We start from the raw sequence: 20529 nt of genomic DNA, 5'->3' as shown, positions 1-20529 counted from the left end.
AGCGCAAGTGGCAATTTGATAGGATGACATGCACCAGGATAAGTTTACTGCATTGAACTATCCCAAGCTTGAGCTACTCCCCCACTTATGATGTAGCCTTGAAGCTATGGATAATTATATTTCGCAAAAGAAGTATTTTCCCTCAAGGATAATCTCAACTTTCTTGATTTGTAGAGGAACTACATTTCTCAACACATCTACGATTTACAAGCACAAGAGTGAAGATGAAGTCATGGCTGCTTCTAGGATTGAAGCTGTCTTAGCACAGTTGGAAGACGAAGTAAGCAATTGTGAAAAGACTCTGCTTAAGCTCATACAGGTGAAAAAAACTATGGTTGAAAATGCACCACGAACTAACACCATAAATAGACAACTGCAACAAAATCCTATAGCCATCATTGGTATGGCATCTATATTCCCAAAATCAAAAAATTTACAAGAATATTGGGAAAATATTATTCACAAAGCTGATTGTATAACTGATGTTCCTCCTTCACGCTGGAGTATTGAAGACTACTACGACCCTAACCCCAAAACACCAGATAAAACCTACTGTAAACGAGGTGGATTCATTCCAGACATTGATTTCAATCCGATGGAATTTGGATTGCCACCCAACACTTTAGAAGTTACAGACATTTCGCAGTTACTCGGTTTGGTTATTGCCAAAGCCGCCATAGAAGATGCAGGTTACAGTGAATTGCGGCAGTTTAATCGCGATCGCACTGGTGTAGTCTTAGGTGTGGCGATCGGCAGACAATTAGCTGTACCCCTTGCTTCTAGATTGCAGTATCCAATTTGGGAAAAAGTCCTTAAAAGTAGTGGCTTATCCGATGAAGATACGCAAAAAATAGTTGAGAAAATCAAAAGTGCATATGTGCAGTGGAATGAAAACGCCTTCCCCGGAATGCTAGCTAACGTCATTGCTGGGCGAATTGCCAACCGCTTAGATTTAGGAGGGCTTAACTGTGTAGTAGATGCCGCTTGTGCCAGTTCCTTGAGTGCCTTAAAAATGGCAATTAGTGAGTTAGTTGAGCATCGAGCCGATATGATGCTGACCGGTGGTGTTGACACTGATAACTCAATTTCTGCATACATGTGTTTCAGCAAAACCCCTGCTGTTTCCCCTGGCGAAAATGTCAAACCTTTTGATGCAGACTCAGATGGGATGATGTTAGGTGAAGGAGTGGGGATGTTGGTGCTGAAGCGCCTGGAAGATGCCAAGCGAGACAACGACCGAATCTATGCCGTGATCAAAGGCATCGGTACTTCTAGCGATGGACGCTATAAAAGCATCTATGCGCCACGTCCTGAAGGTCAAATCAAAGCTTTGCAACGTGCCTACGAAGATGCAGGATTACCACCTGAGAGTGTAGGTTTGATTGAAGCACATGGCACAGGCACTATGGTCGGAGATCCCGCCGAATTTACATCTATAAAAGAGGTTTTTGGCGAAAACAATCAAAAGAAACAATATATTGCCCTAGGAACTGTTAAATCCCAAATTGGACATACAAAAGCTGCGGCTGGTGTGGCGAGTATCATCAAGGCAGCTTTGGCTCTACACCACAAAGTATTGCCAGCTACGATTAACATCACCAAACCCCATCCGAAACTAAACATCGATAACTCCCCATTTTATTTAAATACCCAAACAAGACCTTGGATTACCACCGATGCTCAGCCAAGACGTGCAGGAGTAAGTTCTTTTGGCTTTGGCGGCACTAATTTTCACATTGTCTTGGAAGAATACGAAAGCGAACACAACCGCCCTTATCGTTTACACAAAAGTTCTCAGTCAGTACTTCTATTTGCATCAACACCTGAACAATTGCTGTCACGCTGTCAAGAAATTCAACTTCAATTCAAATCTGATGCAGCAGAACGGCACTATGCAGAACTGATTGCAGCCTGTCAATCTCTAGAAATTCCCGTGACACATGCCAGAGTCGGGTTTGTTGCCGATTCTAAGAGCCAAGCTTGTGAATTGTTGCAAATCACAATTGAGTTACTCAAAAATCAGCCGCAAGCAGAATCCTGGGAGCATCCCCAAGGCATTTACTACCGCCAAACTGGTATGGGAACAGACAAAAAGGTAGTGGCGCTGTTTTCTGGGCAAGGTTCACAATACTTAGAGATGGGTCAGGAATTGGTGATTAACTTCCCTGACTTGCGACAAATCTATGCCCAGATGGACAAGCTTTTGCTCCAAGATAATTTACAGCCTTTATCAAATGTTGTCTTTCCCAACCCTGTGTTCGATCCAAATCAAAAGGCTGCTCAACTAGAAGCTTTGCAATTAACAGAATATGCCCAGCCAGCAATTGGAGTATTGAGTGCAGGTCTTTTCAAGATATTGCAACAAGCTGGGTTAAAGCCAGATTTTGCCGCAGGACATAGCTTTGGAGAACTAACTGCTTTGTGGGCTGCGGGTGTTTTGAGTGACGAAGATTACTTGTTCTTGGTGAAAGCTAGGGGACAAGCTATGGCTGCACCCAAAGATCCCCAGTTTGATCCTGGGGCGATGCTAGCGGTGCGAGGAGATATTCATCAAGTTTCAGAAATCATTAAGAGTTTTCCTCAAGTCACCATTGCTAACTTAAATTCCAATTATCAGGTGGTATTGGCAGGAGCAAAAGCTGAAATTGCCAAAGTGCAAGAGGCTCTCAAAGCTGAAAAGTTTTCTAACATCTTATTGGGAGTTTCAGCAGCTTTTCATACACCTCTAGTAGGTCATGCACAAAAACCTTTTGCCAAAGCAATTGAGACAGTTACTTTCAAAGAGCCACAAATCCCTGTTTTCACTAACTTAACAGGAAAACCCTATCCCAACGAGCCGAAAGCGATTCAAAAAATTCTCAAAGAACATCTGATAAATCAGGTACTGTTTAAGCAGGAAATTGAAAACATTTATGCTGAAGGCGGTTATTGCTTTATCGAATTTGGGCCGCGGAGCATTCTGACCAACTTAGTCAAAGACATCCTCCGAGATAAATCTTACGTAGCTGTAGCTTTAAATGCTAGCCAAACCAAAGATAGCGATCGCACTCTGCGAGAAGCCGTTGTACAATTACGCGTTGCTGGCTTGTCTTTACAAAATTTAGACCCCTACCAACTAGAGCAAAAACTGCCAGAAAGCTCCACAAACAAGCTCTTGAATGTGCGGATAAATAGCACTAACTACGTATCAGAAAAAACGCAACAAGCCTTTGAAAAAGCGCTGCAAAGTGGGCATCAAGTACAAATGACAAATAATAATACAGCAGAAAAGCTAACTAATTCCATAGAAGAAACTCCCGCTCACAATTGGCTTCCCAATTCCTTGGTTTCTGGAAACAAGCAAGTAGCCAACGATGAAGTGAAGTCTTGGGATGACGAAGCATTAGACGAGCTTGATCTCAACTTTCCTCAATTAACTTCCCAATCACAAGTCAGTTCTTCAGAAGTTTTAAATAGCTTAGAGTACACCCTGATCGAATTCAATCGTCATCAACGTGATATTTTGCATGTTCATGAACAATCCCTCAACCATCAGACGGAATATGCTAAAACCTTTTTCCAATTGATGCAGCAGCAGAATATGTTGTGGGGAAATAGTAAATTCGCTGAGCAAAAAACGGCATTCCAACAACTTGCACTCTCCAGTACAGAACGCAGCATTGTGCGGTTTCACGATCATCAAGCTGAAACTCTGCGGATTCACGAGCAATATCTTAACTATCAAAAAGAGTACACAAAAAACTTTTTCCATTTGCTTCAGCAACAATATGCTTCGCTGATTGTTGGTAAACACTCCATAGGATCTCCTGTGGTGAAAACAGAAATCAACAGCGATCGCAATCTCACCGAGACTCCACCCAGCAAACAAGATGATCTTATTGTTTCCACAACTGAATCAGTTACTGTACCGTTCAACAAATTTGCCGCTAGCAATGGCTCAAGTAATGGCTACAGCAATGGCAAAAGCAACGGCGTCAAGAATAAAGCAAAATTAATCGAAGACGCACATCAAGACAATGACGCTCACCTAATTGTCGAAACCACTGCAAAAATAGTACCGCCACCATCGATAGTTATTGATCAAAAAATCTTAAGTCAAACTCTGCTAACCGTCGTCAGCGATAAAACTGGCTATCCAATAGAAATGTTGGATTTGTCAATGGATATCGAGGCAGATTTAGGGATTGATTCCATCAAACGGGTAGAAATCTTAGGAGGACTGCTAGAGCTATACCCCAATTTGCCTCAGCCGAATCCAGAAGAACTAGGTCAACTACGAACCCTCAGCCAAATTGTTGAGTACATGGGAACTCTTGTACCAGAAATCTCAACAACACCAATTGAAGCAGGGGGAGCAGGGGAAGCAGGGGAAGCAGGGGAAGCAGGGGAGCAGGGGAGCGGGGGAGAACTTGTAACACATCTATCGCCCCACCTCCTCATCTCCCCATCCCCCTCATCTCCCGAAACTGAATATCACAATGAAGAAGTAAATCAAGAGCCTGAAATCGCAATTAAACCAGCGCCTCTAACATCAATAACCCTTGATAAAGATACTCTCAGCCAAACTTTGTTAGCCGTCGTTAGTGATAAAACAGGCTACCCAGTAGAGATGTTAGAGTTGTCAATGGATATCGAAGCGGATTTGGGAATTGATTCCATCAAACGTGTGGAAATCTTGGGAGCGCTGTTAGAACTATACCCCGATTTACCCCAACCGAATCCAGAAGAACTTGGGCAACTGCGAACCCTTGGTGAAATAGCAACATATATGCAACAGCAAGCTAAAGCTATTGAACTAGGGACTGGGGATTGGCGACTAGGGACTGGGGATCTGGAAGATACAGATGAAATTGTATCTTTAGACGAAAAGCAACTAGAAGTCAATCACAATATTTTCCGTAGTCCTGTCAGACTCAAATTTTTACCAGAACCCGATTTTTTGGATTTCACACTACCAGAGGGACATATTGCTTTAGTAACCGATGATGGTTCCCTCACCACATCGCAACTAGCTGATGCACTTTACAAACGTGGCTGGAAAACCGTTGTCTTGAGTTTTCCTTCCAACTTAGTAGCAGAAAAATCACCCTTATCTGAAGGAATCCATCGCGTTGTACTCAGAGATTTGAGTGAGGAGCATTTGCAACAACAGTTAAGCGCGATCGCTACTGACTACGGTTCTATAGCCGCCTTCATTCACCTCAATCCCGTTATTTCCCAACAAAACAGCCAAGAAATCCGCTATCTAGAAGCAGAAAAAGCCATCCTCCGCCACGTCTTTTTAATCGCCAAACATCTCAAAGAACCGCTGAATCAAGCAGCATTTCATGGACGTAGTTGTTTTGTGACTGTTGCTCGTCTCGATGGTGAGTTGGGACTGGGATATAAAACCAACTTCGGTGTGATTAGTGCTGGACTATTCGGACTCACCAAAACCTTGAACCAGGAATGGGAAACTGTATTTTGTCGAGCGATCGATTTAAGTCCTGATTTAGCTCCAACAGCCGCAGTCAACTATATCCTCGCAGAACTTCACGACCCCAATCAGTTGGTAGTTGAAGTGGGATATAACTCCCAACAGAGAGTAACCTTAGTGTGTGAGCAGGGGAGAAAGGGAGCAGAGGAGCAGGGGAGATGGGGAGCAAGTCTTTTATCTGAGTCCAATTCCCAATTGCCCCTAATCCCCAACGCCACATGCTTCAAGTCGGCAGAGCGCGATAGCGCAGTGGCTCCTCCCTTCGGTCGTGGGGGCCCCGAGTTCCCCATTCCCAATTCCCCATTCCCAATTCCCAATTCCCAATTCCCAATTCCCAATTCCCAAGTCTTTCTTGTCAGTGGTGGTGCCAAAGGGATAACTGCTGAGTGCGTGATCAAATTAGCACAGCATTATCAATGCAAGTTTATTTTGCTGGGTCGTTCTGCTGCTGGGCCTGATGTATGGGCTGAGAAGTTCCAAAATGAGGCCGAATTGAAAAAGCAGATTATGGAGGATTTCTTAGCCAGAGGAGATAAACCGACACCTGCAATGGTGCAGAAAAAATTCCAGGCGATCGCATCGAGTCGAGAAATCGCCGCAACCCTCAAAGCTATTGAACAGGCGGGTGGACAAGCAGAATATCTCAGCGTAGATATCACTGATGAGATTGCCCTGAGAGAACAACTGACTCCCATCATTGAACGTTTCGGTGCTGTGACTGGAATTATTCACGGCGCGGGGAATCTGGCCGATAAGCGAATTGAGAAAAAAACAACACAAGATTTTGAAACAGTTTACGGTGCCAAAGTCAAAGGTCTAGAAAATTTGTTGCGGTGTGTACCAGCTAGCCAACTAAATTATTTAGTGCTGTTTTCCTCAGTGGTTGGTTTTTATGGAAATGTGGGACAGACAGATTATGCGATCGCTAATGAAATTCTCAACAAATCTGCCCATAAAATCAAGCTTAATTATCCCAATTGTCATGTAGTAGCGATTAATTGGGGGCCTTGGGAAAGTGGGATGGTAAATCCTCAATTAAAGCGAGCTTTTGCTGAGCGCAACATCGAAACAATTCCCGTTGAGCTAGGGACGCAAATATTAGTTGAAGAACTGGCTGCTATAAATCAAGAAACTGTGCAAGTAGTCATTGGTAGCCCCTTGACATACAGACCTGAAACATGGAACCCTAATTTGAACACCTTTCGTATCCAGCGCCGATTAAAATTAGCAGCCAATCCATTTTTACAAGACCATGTAATTTTAGGTAATCCTGTTTTACCAGCTACTTGTGCAATGGCATGGCTTGCTAATGCCTGCGAACAAATCTATCCAGGTTACAAATTCTTTAGCTGCCAAAACTATAAAATTTTGAAAGGAATTGTCTTCGACAACAATTTGGCAGATGAATACATTTTAGATTTGTCAGAAATTGCTAAAAATTCTTCCAAAGAAATCGAAATTGATGCTAAGATATGGAGTAATAATTATGGAAAAATTCGTTATCATTTCAGCGCCCAACTCAATCTGAAGCAGCAAATTCCAATAGCTCCGAATTATGAGTTTTTTAACCAAGAGCAAACAAACCCCAAATACAGCAACACCTTTTATCAAAACGGGGATTCCAGCTTATTTCACGGCACTACTTTTCAAGGTGTAAAAACAGTCTTCAATATCAATCCTGAAAAGATAACTATTGAATGTAAATTGCCAAATATTCCAGAAAGTAAGCAAGGGCAATTTCCTGTACAAACATTCAATCCTTATATTGCTGACGTTCATGTACATTCCCTGTGGATTTGGACACAACATTTTCACCAAGAAGGTTGTTTACCTTCGGAAATCAAACAGTATGAACAGTTTGCAGCAATTCCATTTGGTGAAACCTTTTACATCTCCTGCGAAATCAAATCAAAGACTGATACAGCTGTAGTTGCTGATGTCATAGCCCACGACTGGCAAGGACAAATATATTCCCGAATGATTGGAGCTAAGGGCACAACCTTACCAACAAAATTAAAAGGGAATAAGTAATAGGTAATAGGGAATAGGTAGTACATTAATTCAATAGACCTTACAAAATTCCTTATTTCCTCACTTCCTTCTCCACCTCTGCGCCTCTGCGCCTCTGCGTGCTAAAAAATAAAACCGTGTTAGGAGATAGGTAATGAATAGATTTGCCAAAAATGAAATTCCCAAAATTGCAATTGTTGGGATGGATTGCATTTTAGGAAACTGCAAGGGATTGGATAATTTTGAACGCAGTATATATGAGGGAAATCAACACTTTATTAACCTTCCTCCTAATCGATGGCAAGGAGTATATCTAGAAGAAAAGTTACTGAAAAACTATGGCTTTGAAAGTGGCAAGCCACCATTAGGTGCATACATTGAAGATTTGGAAAACGAAGCTTTATCTTTGCAAATACAGCCAGAGGAGGTGGATAAATTTAACTCCCAAGAACTGTTGATGCTGAAAGTAGCTGATAATGCCCTCAAAGATGCGCGACTGCATCAAGGAGCAAGATTAGCAGTGGCAATCGCAACAGCTACAGAAGCAATAAGTGACAGTGAAAATAGACTAGCTAGTTATATTTCCAGTTTATGGAATTTTGCTGGCCCCTCATTTAAGCTGAATGCTAAAGAAAATTCCGTATTCCAAGCTTTGGAATTAGCACAAAAATTACTCACTGTCAGAGAAGTAGACGCTGTTTTGGTCAGTGCTGTAGACCTTGGAGGAAGTTACGCTAGCGTTGTACAACGCAATTGCACTGCACAAGTCAACAGCGGTGTAAATACCCTCAGTTATGACAAAAACGTCAATGGCTGGATGATAGGCGAGGGTGCAGCTGCTGTAGTGCTGAAACTTTACGATACAGCAAAACAAGATAGCGATCGCATCTATGCAGTGATTGATGCCCTCAGTCTTTGCAAAGACAACTCTATCTCTGACTCACAAGCAGTAACCCAAGCTTGTCAGACAGCTTTTAATTTAGCAGCTATCAAACCAACAGACATTGGCTATTTGGAAGTTTTCGGTAGTGGAATTCAGCAGCAGGATAAGTCAGAAATTGAGGGTTTGCTGTCCGCATATTGGACTTCTGAACAAAATTTAACTTGTGCAATTGGCAGTGTAAAAGCCAATGTTGGTCATACGTATGCAGCATCGGGAATAGTGAGTTTAATCAAAACTGCACTTTGCTTGTATCATCGCTATATTCCCGCAGTTCCGCAATGGTCTAGCCCCAAAAATCCCGAAGGGTGGAGCTTCAGCCCTTTTTATGTAGCTTGTGAATCAAGACCGTGGTTTTTAGAAAAAGGAGCCACAAAAAGAATAGCTGCCATTAATAGTATGGAGATAGATGGCAGTTACGTACATGTAATTTTGTCAGAGGAACCAAATCAGCAACAGCACAGCAGTAAATATTTAGAGCAAATGCCTTTTTATTTATTTGCGATCGCAGCTGATGATCAATCAACTTTATTAAACCAGATTTGTAGCCTCCAACAAACTATTGAAAATAGCTCTTCCTTATCTGCTGCCGCTAGCTTGAATTTTACGGCTTTTCAAGAGCATCAAAACGCAACTTATACTCTGGCAATTCTTGGACGTAATCAAGACGAATTAACAAAAGAAATTCAACGGGCAATTCAAGGAGTTAAAGTTGCTTTCGAGACAGGAAAAGATTGGTTAACTCCTACAGGCAGCTACTTTACAGCAAATCCACAGGGTAAACTAGGTAAAATCGCTTTCGTTTACTCCGGGTCTTTTACTTGTTATATCGGACTAGCTCGGAATCTCTTTCGTTTATTTCCTCAAGTTTACGATGATGTGATCATCAAAAACGTTTATAGTCGTGTCGCCAACGTAGAGAAATTTTTCTATCCTAGAAGCTTCAAAAAATTATCAACAAGACAACTAGAAGCCCTCGAACAGCAATTGCTAGATAATCCCATTAGAATGCTGGAATCCGAAATGCTGTTTGCCAGACTTATGACTGGAATTTTAGAGAATTATTTCCAAATTAAACCCCAATGTGTCTTTGGGTATAGCCTAGGTGAAATCAGCATGATGATAGCTCAAGGTATCTGGACTAGCTTGAGCTATCAAGATGGCAGTGATGGCTTAAACTCATCTGCTCTTTTTAAAACACGTCTATCTGGCCCTAAAAATGCAGTGCGTGAGAATTGGGGACTGCCTCAAAAACAGGATTATCAAGGCGAAGAGTTTTGGAAAAACTACATTCTGTTGTGTCCAGTATCTCAAGTTAAAGAAGTAATCAAACACGAGAGTCGCGTATATTTGATCCTGATTAATACACCACAAGAAGTTGTGATTGCTGGTGAAGCCCAAGCTTGTCAGAGGGTAATTAAAACCTTAAATTGTAATGCTTTACCTGCTCCCATCAATCATGTAATTCATTGCGAACCAATGCATTCTGAGTACAATGAACTCGTTAAAGTTAGTACCTTACCTATTCAAAACGTACCAGAAACTATTTTTTATTCGGCAGCAGAATACAAGCCTATTACTCTTGATAGTAATACCATTGGACACAACATTGCTACAAATCTCTGCCAAGAACTTGATTTTGCTCGGCTTATTAACCGTGTTTATGAAGATGGCTCTAGAATATTTATTGAAGTAGGTGTTGGTAGTAACTGTTCGAGATGGATTAGCGAGAACCTCAAGCAAAAAGAACACCTCACAGTGTCATTCAACAAAAGAGGAATAGATGACCATACATCTATTATCAAAGCATTAGCAAAACTCGTCAGTCACCGAGTTGATATTGATTTATCACCGCTGTATTCTCAAACGCAAAAGAGAAGTTTGAGCAGTTTGGAAGTTCCAAAAAATTATACTCCAAGTCAACCTAGGGTAAAAAATATAGCTTTAGAAAACACTGATAAAGATACAGCAGCTAAATCTTTCGATCGCCTTAACAATAAACCTCAGTCTAGATACTTAGATTTAATGGATTTAAAGGAATTTACAAAAATGAATCCTTCCTTAATACCAAATTATATCAAAACTTCTGTACATGGCTTCATTAATGCAGAAACTCAACAAAATGAAATTGCTGTCAAAAATGGCAATATTTTTACTAGTTTACCACTACCCACAGGTAATGCTCAATCTGTAGAAAAGCCACAAGTGTATACAAATTTTTTAACTGAACATGAAAACGGTAAATACAATTTACCTAGCTCTACAAATTCCAATTTGGTTAACGAAGTCTATTTGTCAGATTTACACAGCCCTTACTATCAAAGGCTAAGTGAAAATGCATCTAGAATTACAAAATCTCACGCGATTTTTTTACAAACGCGACAAGACTCACTACAACAAATGAGCAACATAATTAAGTTACAAATGTCTTGTATCCAAAATTTATACCAATGAATTCTGCTAACAAACTAAGAAAATTATCGTAACCATTTTTTGTATGAGAGGGCTAAAAACGTGATTGGTACAGACAAAGCACTGAACAACAATACTCATCAATTAAAAACATCAAGGTTTTTTCATGCTGGTAATCAAAATTGGCAAGGTGTCTTAAATTCTGTATCATTTGATGAAGTTGGGATTGAATCTAAACTTTTGAATTTAGATAAACCTTGTTATATTATCAGATATGAAGGCAAAATTGGTGTAACTAACGAAGGTTATCTGGATATTTCCCAGAATAGTAAAACCGAACAGATTGAGACACTCGTAACTGTTCCACCTTTGTCACCTCAACAATTAGGCGATCCCAGTTTCCTAGACTTTCATCATGTAAAATTTGCTTATACCACCGGTGCAATGGCTCATGGAATTGCTTCTGAAGAGTTAGTAATTGCTCTAGGAAAAGAGAGAATCTTAAGTACTTTTGGCGCCGGTGGTTTGTCTCCTTCTCGTGTCGAAACAGCTATAAACTGTATTCAACAAGCCTTACCACAAGGGCCTTACGCTTTTAACTTACTTCACAGCCCCAGTGAACCTGCTGTGGAACGCGGTATTGTGAATTTGTATCTTAAATATCAAGTCAGGACAATAGAAGCTTCTGCTTTTTTAGATTTGACTGATAATATTGTCTACTATCGAGCTGCTGGATTGGGTTTGAATTCAGCGAATCAAATCGAAATCAAAAATAAAATTATTGCCAAGATTTCGAGGAGAGAAGTTGCAAGTAAATTTATGCAACCTGCTCCTACAAAAATTTTGAAGCAATTAGTTGAGCAAAATCTGATCAGTGAATTACAGGCAACCCTAGCGGAAAAAGTTCCCCTAGCTGACGATATTACTGTAGAAGCAGATTCTGGTGGTCATACAGATAATCGTCCTCTAGTTTGTTTGTTACCTTCTATCCTGGAATTGAGAGATGAAATTCAAAATAAATTTGATTATAAAAATCCTGTGAGAGTGGGAGCAGCAGGAGGAATTGCCACTCCCAAATCAGCATTAGCCGCATTTATGATGGGGGCTGCTTATGTTGTGACAGGCTCAATTAACCAGTCTTGTATTGAAGCCGGAACTTCTGAATATACTAAACAATTACTAGCTCAAGCCGAAATGGCCGATGTAATGATGGCTCCAGCGGCAGATATGTTTGAAATGGGGGTAAAGCTTCAAGTTCTCAAACGAGGAACTCTCTTTCCCTTAAGGGCACAAAAACTGTTTGATTTATACAAAAACTATGACTCAATTGAAGATATACCCTTGGCAGAAAAAAATAAATTAGAACAACAAATTTTGAAAAAGAGCTTGGAAGCAGTTTGGGAAGAGACAGTTAGTTATTTATCTCAACGAAGTCCTGATAAATTAACCAAAGCAGTTAATAATCCCAAACTGAAAATGGCTCTGATTTTCCGCTGGTATCTAGGATTATCATCTCGTTGGTCTAACTTCGGGGAAAAAGGGCGAGAGATGGATTATCAAATTTGGTGTGGCCCTGCAATGGGTAGCTTCAATGACTGGGTAAGAGGTTCCTACTTGTCTGATGCACAGAATCGCCGAGTAGCCGATATAGCTCAGCATATTATGACAGGAGCTTTATTTTTATATCGCATACAAAGTTTGAAAATTCAAGGATTGCAAATACCTGATTGTTACAGTGAATATCGCCCAGTTAGATTTAAATAAAGGAGGACAATTAGATGAATACTGTTAAAATTAATAATCGAATCACCAAAATTCAAAATAAACTTTTTGAGCAGGCACATACTCAGCCTTTAAAATTAAAACCTCTTGCTATAGCTCTCAGCAAGCATGGAATTAAAGGAGAAAAACTGTACTTTCATCCTGGAATGATTCCCTTACCTATACCGATTTTTCAGTATTTATCTTCCTTGAATCCTCGTCAAATGCCAATTTTATCCGCAGCAGTTTTTGCTAACTTCTATAAGGTTGTTGCGAATAGCGAATCCCAGTCTATTATATCCAACATGAATATTGCCAAAAAAGTTTTTTCTTCATAATCAGACGAATACATGATTCTTCATCAAGAAACTAATGAGGAGATGGATCATATTTGGTCTTTTAGAACCGTATATACTATACTCTGCCGCGAAACAGGATATCAAGAATCATTTAGAACGCGTTATCAAAGAACTGGGATTAGAGTTAAATACAAGCAAGCTAGGTAATCGCTATGAGCGTTACAAAGATACTCTGGTAACTAAGAAGATTCAAATACTTATTGAAGTTGCCTAACAGTTGCTAGATATATTAACCCTGTTTTATAATTTTGATGAGTTGATAAATGATAGTATCTATCAATTTTGAAGACAACGAAAAAATAATTCAAGTTGAAGCAAATCAACAGTTAACTAAGGTCTGTGATGAGCATCCTAGTTTCATCTTATTTGGTTGCCGCAATATTGCCTGTGAAACATGCCTCATAGAAGTTGTCAATGGAATGGAGAATCTTGCTTCTGTCATGGAAGAAGAGCAGAGATTACTTGATTTATTAGCTCCAGGAAATCCTAATGCTCGCCTAGGCTGTCAATGTGTAATAAAGGGTGATATTTGCATTCGAGTAGCTAATTAACCGATAAATCTAATTTGACCCGACATACATTTTGTATACACAAAACAGTAGCAAAATCTCAAAGATTTTTCTATTATTTATTTTCCTAAAACATTAAAATCATGTAACCATTACATCAATTGTAAATAGGATATATACATCAACTTTTTATATCCTATTTATAAAAAGTTTACATCCAATTTATTGTACTTACAAGGTGTGCAAATGAGCCAGTCTCTTGATGATGCAACTAAAAAGCAATCTTATACCGCAGATGAAATTAAAGCTTGGTTAGTCTCTCATATTTCAGAGCAGTTAGGAGTCAAACCCGATGATATAGATGTACGACAGCCTTTAGACAGTTACGGTCTAGAATCAGCGCAAGCAATGCTTCTTGTTAGTCAAGCGGAGAAGTTTTTTAGCTTTCAGCTATCTCCGATTTTATTGTGGCATTACCCCACTATAGAAACGCTTTCCCAGCGCTTAGCCGAAGAATCTGAAGTTTCGCAGTCAGAGTTTTTTGAGATTTGAATACCTAACTACTGCCGTAAGTCAAAAGAAGCCAGTGCGTTCGGTCGCCAGACAGCCGTGCAACTGGCGTTCAAAAGTCAAATCAAATAGACATCAGAACCAAATTTTTAAATAATCGTGAGTTTCTCAAACTATGAACCCATCAGATTTTGTGATCAACCTTACTCAACAGGGTGTCCAACTATCAGTAGATAACAACAAACTAAATATTCGTTCTCCAAAGGGAGTAATCACGCCAGAAATACAGGCAGAACTGATGACTTACAAAACAGAAATTCTAGCATTACTGCGTGATGTCTCACGAAGCAATGTGGATAGTAGCGCTACTGATATACCACTTGCTAAGGGTTTGAATTTGCAAACAATTGGTCGCTTAATTGGAGAATCTGGAGACGGATTAAATCAAAAGTGTAAACAACCAATTATCGATCCAAAATTAATGGCTCAAAGGCTAACTGTTACATTTAGACCTTTACCAAATGGATACAATAATGAGGAGATTTTGAGATTTAGAACAGAATTAAAGCAGCAAATGCAGTCATATGGAGTAACAATTAAATCTTGGGAAGAAGCTACAAAAGAGTTTGATTATCAAATACAAATACCTTTGATTAACTGGAAGAAGAATATTAAAACCAGAGTTGTTAAAACTGGCATTCATGCTGTAATTGATGTTGAAATACCACTATCTTTATGCGTTATAGGAAAGAAATTTATAGCAGAAAAGTTTTATCAAAGCTATTCTCGCTTTATTTTAAAAGGTAAAAAAGTATCAGTTTCACGAATTGCTCGATTAATTAGTTGGGCTGAAGAATATGCAGCTAAATACATTGAAGATCCAACAAACACTCAAGTAATCGTACTTACAGACTTAGATCAGGAGTTTGTTGATTCACAAACATCGTATCAACAAAAGATTAAGATTGGATTGAATACTCTGGTTAGAACATTTTCAGAAATTGTTATTGGAATTGCTTCTGATAAGTTTTCTATTTTAAACATGAATTTGTCTGATTCTGTATTTTCTACAAACGAATTAGATAATTTTGTACTACAATCGCTCATTCCTAAGATCTATGTTCCTATTTTACCTTTACCCCTCAGCAAATTTAAAATAGGAAATTACAATTTTATAGATTCCCATTATGCCAAACAATTAGTGGCATTAAGTAATCATTTGGCTGATACAAATTTGTTTCCCCCAGGTTACAAGCTGAGTGAAGTAATTAAAAGACAGTCTCATAGAGATATTGTTGATATCATTGTTAATGGAAGAACTGGTGTCTCTTATGGTTTTGTTGCTTATGTAGAGCCACCACACTATCTTGGTGAAAAGGAAATAACAGAGAAAGATTGGGAAAGCTTATATCCTATTGCAGAATTTAGCAATGATGATGTTCGGCAAAATTCAATAGGTAGACGGTATTTAAAAACTAAGATAGGCGGAGAATATAAATTTCAGCAAATTCCTGATGTCTGGGTTTTAAGCGCTCGTTCTGGTTCAAATAAAACAAACTTGAGTCTTGAAAGTGACATCCTCAGAATTGGTTTGACTGATAGGTTATTACTACAATTACCTCAAGGAATTGATCATCAATTAGTAGATATCAAGCCTTCTTATGATGTTTATGTAATGCTTGGTATTAGCCTTGCTGCTGCTTTGTATGCACCAGAGTTAATTAAAAATGGTGCCCCAATTGTTCATTTCCACGGGTATCCAGCATTTGAATGGTTTAAACCGAATGAATATTGTGTTGGAGTTGACAACCCTTCAGTACCTTGTGGAACTTATGAATCAGGAGTATTTAACTTTTTGGGTATTTATCAGTTAGCTAAACAATCAGTGAAAGATATAGCTTTAGTGAGTTTAGTAGAACCAGATCATGGTACTAATTTTATAGCTCATGACTTGGAGTATTTAGTTGAAAGATTGAAGACTGGGTGTAGAGAAAATCAAATTGAATTAGGTGGAAAACATTTTATGTCTTTGAAGGCAAAGCTGAGCGATCGCAGAATTTAAATTAGTCAAAAAATAATCACTTCATCTGTCTTTATAGCTCTAGAAATCAACTAATAAAAGCAAGAATTTATTTTCATTAATCAAGACTAATTAACATCAATTTTCTATAGCTATAACTTCCAATAAATGAACATTAAAAACAAAACTATTCTCATCACTGGAATTGATGAATTTATTGGTTTGCGTGCAGCCGAGTTAGCCATAGTGCAAGGAATGAAAGTTCGCGGATTGCAAAAAGATAATCGCGAAAATTCTCAAAATTTGGGTGCTGAAATAATTGTTGGCAGTCTTACTGATCCACCTATTGCTCAAAAAGCTTGTCAAGGAGTGGACATCGTTTTACATACTGCTCAAATTACCCAAGAAGCGGGTTCACTGAAGGATTTTCGAGAAATTAATGTTATCGGCACAGCCAATATAGCTAAAGCTGCTAAAAATGCTGGTGTTAAAACTTTTGTGCATCTATCGAGTGTGTTAGTTTATGGCTTTAATTATCCTGAGAATATCACCGAATCCGGGCAACTCTGTGGTGAAGATAATCCCTACTGTCAGACAAAAATAGAAGCCGAAGCAGAAATTTTACCACTGAATACACCACCAGATTTCGGTGTGATCATTATTCGCGCCGGTGATGTTTACGGGCCAGGGAGTATTCCCTGGATAGTCCGACCAATTCTCATGATGCGTCAAAAATTATTTGCCTATGCGAATGATGGTAAAGGAGTAATCAATCATGTCTATATAGACAATCTCATTGACGCCATTTTTCTAGCAATAGAAAAAGAAACCTATGGAGAAATTTTCAATATCACCGACGGACAAGAGACTTCTTGGAAAGATTACTTCATCCGTCTAGCGGCAATGGAAGGTTTACCTACACCTATGTCTTTACCAAAAGATGAAATGAAGTTGTTTCTAAAGCTACGCCATCAGGGACAAAAACTTTTTCGTAAAAAAGCCGATGTCCTTCCAGAGTCGGTAGATTTTATGTCTCGTCCTCATGTTTATTCTGTTGCTAAAGCCCAGATTTTGTTAGATTATAAACCAAAAATTAACTTTGAAGAAGGAATGCAACGCACACAAGAATGGTTACAAAAAACCGAAATTCAAAAATTAATATAATTATAAAAAAAATGAAAAAAGTATATTTGATTATCTATGATATGGGCGCAGGTAATTGCAAGCATCCTCAACTTTAACTTACCAGATTATGCTGAAATCATCTCAATTCAGATTCTTTCTTATCTCTAGTTTAGTAAACCTCAACTTCGCCATACCAGTCAATGCACAACCTACTGCAAAACTGACTGTTGTAGTCAAAGGAATACATCACCAAAAAGGTCAAGTTTGCCTGAGAGTTTACTCTGGTGAAGAAGGATTTCCCTTCAGTGATACTAGTGAAGTCCAAAGTGGCTGCGTTAAGATTACAGGAAGTTCCATAACCAAGAATTTTCAAGGTTTAAAGCCTGGAACTTATGCTGTCGCCGTAGTAGACGATCAAAATGGAGATTACAAACTCAACAGCAACTTCCTTGGTATTCCACAAGAAGGTTTTGGTGTTTCCAAGAATCCCACCATCTCAGCAAGAACAGGTGCGCCAAAGTTTCAACAAGCAAGTTTTCCGCTGAAAAAAGATACAAAAATCAACATTGTGATCAAATATTCGCTTGATCCATAGCTTCAATTTTTTTAAAGGCTTTGTTGATAACAACCGCTGGAGATTGTTGACTCTTAGCTGTCAATTGTTAATATAGCTTCTCTAGCTGGTAAAAAGGGAGTTGCTTACAGCAGTATTTATTCTGCGGAATAGTGATGTTAGTTTGATGAATAAATCTATTTGATCATCTCAGACATATCTGAACGTCATAATCACTCGTAAAGGTCAATGGCTGATTAAAGTCATCAGTTCTCAGGATTTATATCATTTCACGAAATACCTGATACAGATACATGAGTAGGGGCGTACAGTTGTACGTCCCAAAGAGCCGATTTATGTGTTGCAAATATTTACGTAGTGTTTGTTAGCGAAGCGCGAAGCGGTAGTGAGGAACGAGCGTTGGAACTAACGTGACCTGTAAGGATCTCAGGTAGACAGTCTATTGAGCAGCTTTGCTGACAGCCAAAGCAAGTGCTGTAGTTTGCACGTCACTTGCTTTCGTCGTACATAATCCTTATATAACTGCTAAAATTGTTACAGACAATACTGACCTATGCAGCTTTCGTAATAGCTTATGTTATGAATTGCATATACAAGTAGAGTAGCAGTCTGAAATTTGTTAATTTGATTATGTAGTTAAAAATTTTTCTCAGGGCATTTACGATTAGAATGGTTCGGCGATCGCAATACATTAATGGCAATAAATATTACATTATTAAGTTAGTTAATCAGTTAAAAAATATCATGTATAAGGCATAAATATGCCTTATAACAACATAATTAAAGGCTATACTGAAAATCTCGACTTATGTTTTATACTTAAGTGAAGACTCTTAGATAAATAGGTTTCTATGGTTGAATTTTTACAAAATTTTTTTTTACTAACGAGTTTATTCCTCACGGGCATTGCTACCTTTGGAAGCCAGAATTAGTATGGTTGCATATCATCTCAGATGTGCTAATTACACTTGCCTATTATTCGATTCCAGTTATGCTGGTCTATTTTGTCCGCAAACGAAGAGATGTGCCTTTCGACTGGATTTTTCTCATGTTTGGCGCATTTATTATTGCTTGCGGCACAACTCATGTGATGGATGTGTGGACGCTTTGGTATCCCACCTATTGGCTATCAGGATTTATTAAAGCTATCACTGCTTTTATATCTGTATATACAGCCCTAGAACTAGTATCATTAATACCCAAGGCATTGACTATACCTAGCCCTGCCCAACTAGAGGAGGCTAACTACCAACTAGCAAAGGAAATTGCTGAACGCAAACGAGCTGAGGAAGTGCTAATAGAAAATGAACAACGCTGGCAGTTAGCTTTGCGCGGCAATAATGATGGTATTTGGGACTGGAATGTTAAAACCAATGAAGTTTTTTTCTCAGCTCGCTGGAAAGAAATGCTCGGTTATCAAGATTACGAGATTTCCAACTATTTAGATGAAAAAATAACACGAGTGCATCCAGATGATCTTGAATTGATGACAAAAGCAGTTCAAGATCACTTTGCTAAGATTACGCCATTTTATACTAATGAGTATCGAGTTTTATGTAAAGACAGCAGCTACAAATGGATTTTAGATCGGGGTCAGGCGTTATGGGATGACGATGGCAATGTAGTACGGATGGTAGGCTCACATACTGACATTACTGAGCGTAAGCAGGCAGAAGAGGATTTAAGCAACCTACTCAACCATTTAGAAAGCATAGTTGAACAACGGACAGTAGAACTAACAAAAATCAACGCATCACTACAGGCAGAAATCACTGAGCGCCAGCGAATAGAAGAGGCATTACGGGAAAGTGAACAGCGATTCCGCGCCGCATTCCATCAAGCTGCTGTTGGTATCGCCCATGTGGCAATAGATGGACGCTGGTTATTAGTTAACCAGAGGCTCTGCGATATTGTCGGTTACACACCCCAAGAACTACAGTTGGGAAGTTTCCAGGATATTACCTACCCAGATGACCTAGAAGCCGCTTTGCAATATATTAAGCAGATTTTAGCAGGTGACATTCAAACTTTCTCCCTGGAAAAGCGCTATATACGCAAAGACAATTCTCTAGTCTGGGTTAACGTTACCGTATCTTTACTGCGTGAAACTTCTGGTGTGCCAAAATATTTTATTTCTGTTGTCGAAGATATTAGCGAACGTCAAGCCGCCTTGCAAGAACGTCAGAAATCACAAGAGCAACTGCAAGCATCGCTTCGAGAAAAAGAAGTGCTATTGAAAGAAATTTACCATCGTGTCAAAAACAATTTACAGGTTATTTCCAGTCTGCTCAGTCTGCAATCTGAATATATCAAGGACAAAAGTGATATGGAAATATTCCAACAAAGCCAGCAGCGCATCGCATCAATGGCTTTGATTCACGAAAAAATGTATCAATCACCAGACCTAGCAAGAATTAACTTTAGTGAATATGTTCAAGATTTAGTAGCAAGTTTACGTACTTCCTACGAAGTAAATGCAAGTGCAATAACCCTAAAGTTAAATATAGACGAGCATATTTTACTAGGTTTGGATACGGCAATTCCTTGTGGATTAATCATTCATGAACTAGTTTCCAATTCCTTAAAATATGCATTTCCAGTAGGTAGAGAAGGTGAAATTAGCATTGAAATCACAGAGATTGTTGCAGGTCAGATATTACTAAGTGTTAGTGACAACGGTATTGGCTTACCATCAAACTTCAATTTTATAGAGACAGCCTCATTGGGTTGGCAGTTAGTAGATGCTTTAGCTAGTCAACTCGCTGGAGATATCAAAATTAACAGCAATAACGGAGTAGAATTTCAGATTAGATTTCCAACATAATAATTAGAT

11 protein-coding genes and 1 pseudogene are annotated in these 20529 nt (G+C 39.1%); all 12 read left to right on the top strand.

The features are described 5' to 3' along the window. Window positions 1-232 precede the first annotated feature (232 nt). Window positions 233-7507, top strand: a complete 7275-nt coding sequence (locus I8748_RS18210; RefSeq protein ID WP_198125984.1) for a type I polyketide synthase — start codon at window positions 233-235, stop codon at window positions 7505-7507. 133 nt (window positions 7508-7640) lie between these two features. Continuing rightward, complete coding sequence (locus I8748_RS18205; RefSeq protein WP_198125983.1) at window positions 7641-10880, top strand: PfaB family protein; 3240 nt, start codon at window positions 7641-7643, stop codon at window positions 10878-10880. A 60-nt stretch (window positions 10881-10940) separates the two neighbouring features. Further along, window positions 10941-12602, top strand: coding sequence for a PfaD family polyunsaturated fatty acid/polyketide biosynthesis protein (locus tag I8748_RS18200; protein ID WP_198125982.1), 1662 nt, complete (start codon window positions 10941-10943; stop codon window positions 12600-12602). 14 nt (window positions 12603-12616) lie between these two features. Further along, entirely contained in the window at window positions 12617-12937 is a 321-nt protein-coding gene (locus I8748_RS18195; protein ID WP_198125981.1) for a hypothetical protein, read from the top strand. Between the two features lie 34 nt (window positions 12938-12971). Further along, window positions 12972-13172, top strand: a complete 201-nt coding sequence (locus I8748_RS18190) for a hypothetical protein (protein ID WP_198125980.1) — start codon at window positions 12972-12974, stop codon at window positions 13170-13172. Window positions 13173-13221: 49 nt separating this feature from the next. Then, window positions 13222-13509, top strand: coding sequence for a 2Fe-2S iron-sulfur cluster-binding protein (locus I8748_RS18185; RefSeq protein WP_198125979.1), 288 nt, complete (start codon window positions 13222-13224; stop codon window positions 13507-13509). A 204-nt stretch (window positions 13510-13713) separates the two neighbouring features. Next, window positions 13714-14019, top strand: a complete 306-nt coding sequence (locus I8748_RS18180) for an acyl carrier protein (protein WP_198125978.1) — start codon at window positions 13714-13716, stop codon at window positions 14017-14019. A gap of 133 nt (window positions 14020-14152) precedes the next feature. After that, complete coding sequence (locus I8748_RS18175; RefSeq protein WP_198125977.1) at window positions 14153-16039, top strand: TubC N-terminal docking domain-related protein; 1887 nt, start codon at window positions 14153-14155, stop codon at window positions 16037-16039. A gap of 126 nt (window positions 16040-16165) precedes the next feature. Further along, window positions 16166-17161, top strand: coding sequence for an NAD-dependent epimerase/dehydratase family protein (locus tag I8748_RS18170; RefSeq protein ID WP_198125976.1), 996 nt, complete (start codon window positions 16166-16168; stop codon window positions 17159-17161). Window positions 17162-17249: 88 nt separating this feature from the next. Beyond that, window positions 17250-17717: a DUF2141 domain-containing protein gene (locus I8748_RS18165; protein ID WP_198125975.1), complete on the top strand. Its 468-nt coding sequence runs from the start codon at window positions 17250-17252 to the stop codon at window positions 17715-17717. 838 nt (window positions 17718-18555) lie between these two features. Then, a pseudogene (locus I8748_RS36455) lies at window positions 18556-19380 on the top strand (PAS domain-containing protein); the annotation flags it as partial. A 27-nt stretch (window positions 19381-19407) separates the two neighbouring features. Then, window positions 19408-20520: a histidine kinase dimerization/phosphoacceptor domain -containing protein gene (locus I8748_RS36450; protein WP_449658028.1), complete on the top strand. Its 1113-nt coding sequence runs from the start codon at window positions 19408-19410 to the stop codon at window positions 20518-20520. Window positions 20521-20529: the final 9 nt, after the last annotated feature.

The sequence above is a fragment of the Amazonocrinis nigriterrae CENA67 genome (assembly GCF_016056305.1).
In the GTDB taxonomy this organism is placed as follows: Bacteria; Cyanobacteriota; Cyanobacteriia; order Cyanobacteriales; family Nostocaceae; genus Amazonocrinis; species Amazonocrinis nigriterrae.
The sequence above is the reverse complement of the archived record's forward strand: the minus strand, read 5'-3'. Positions and strand labels throughout refer to the sequence as shown.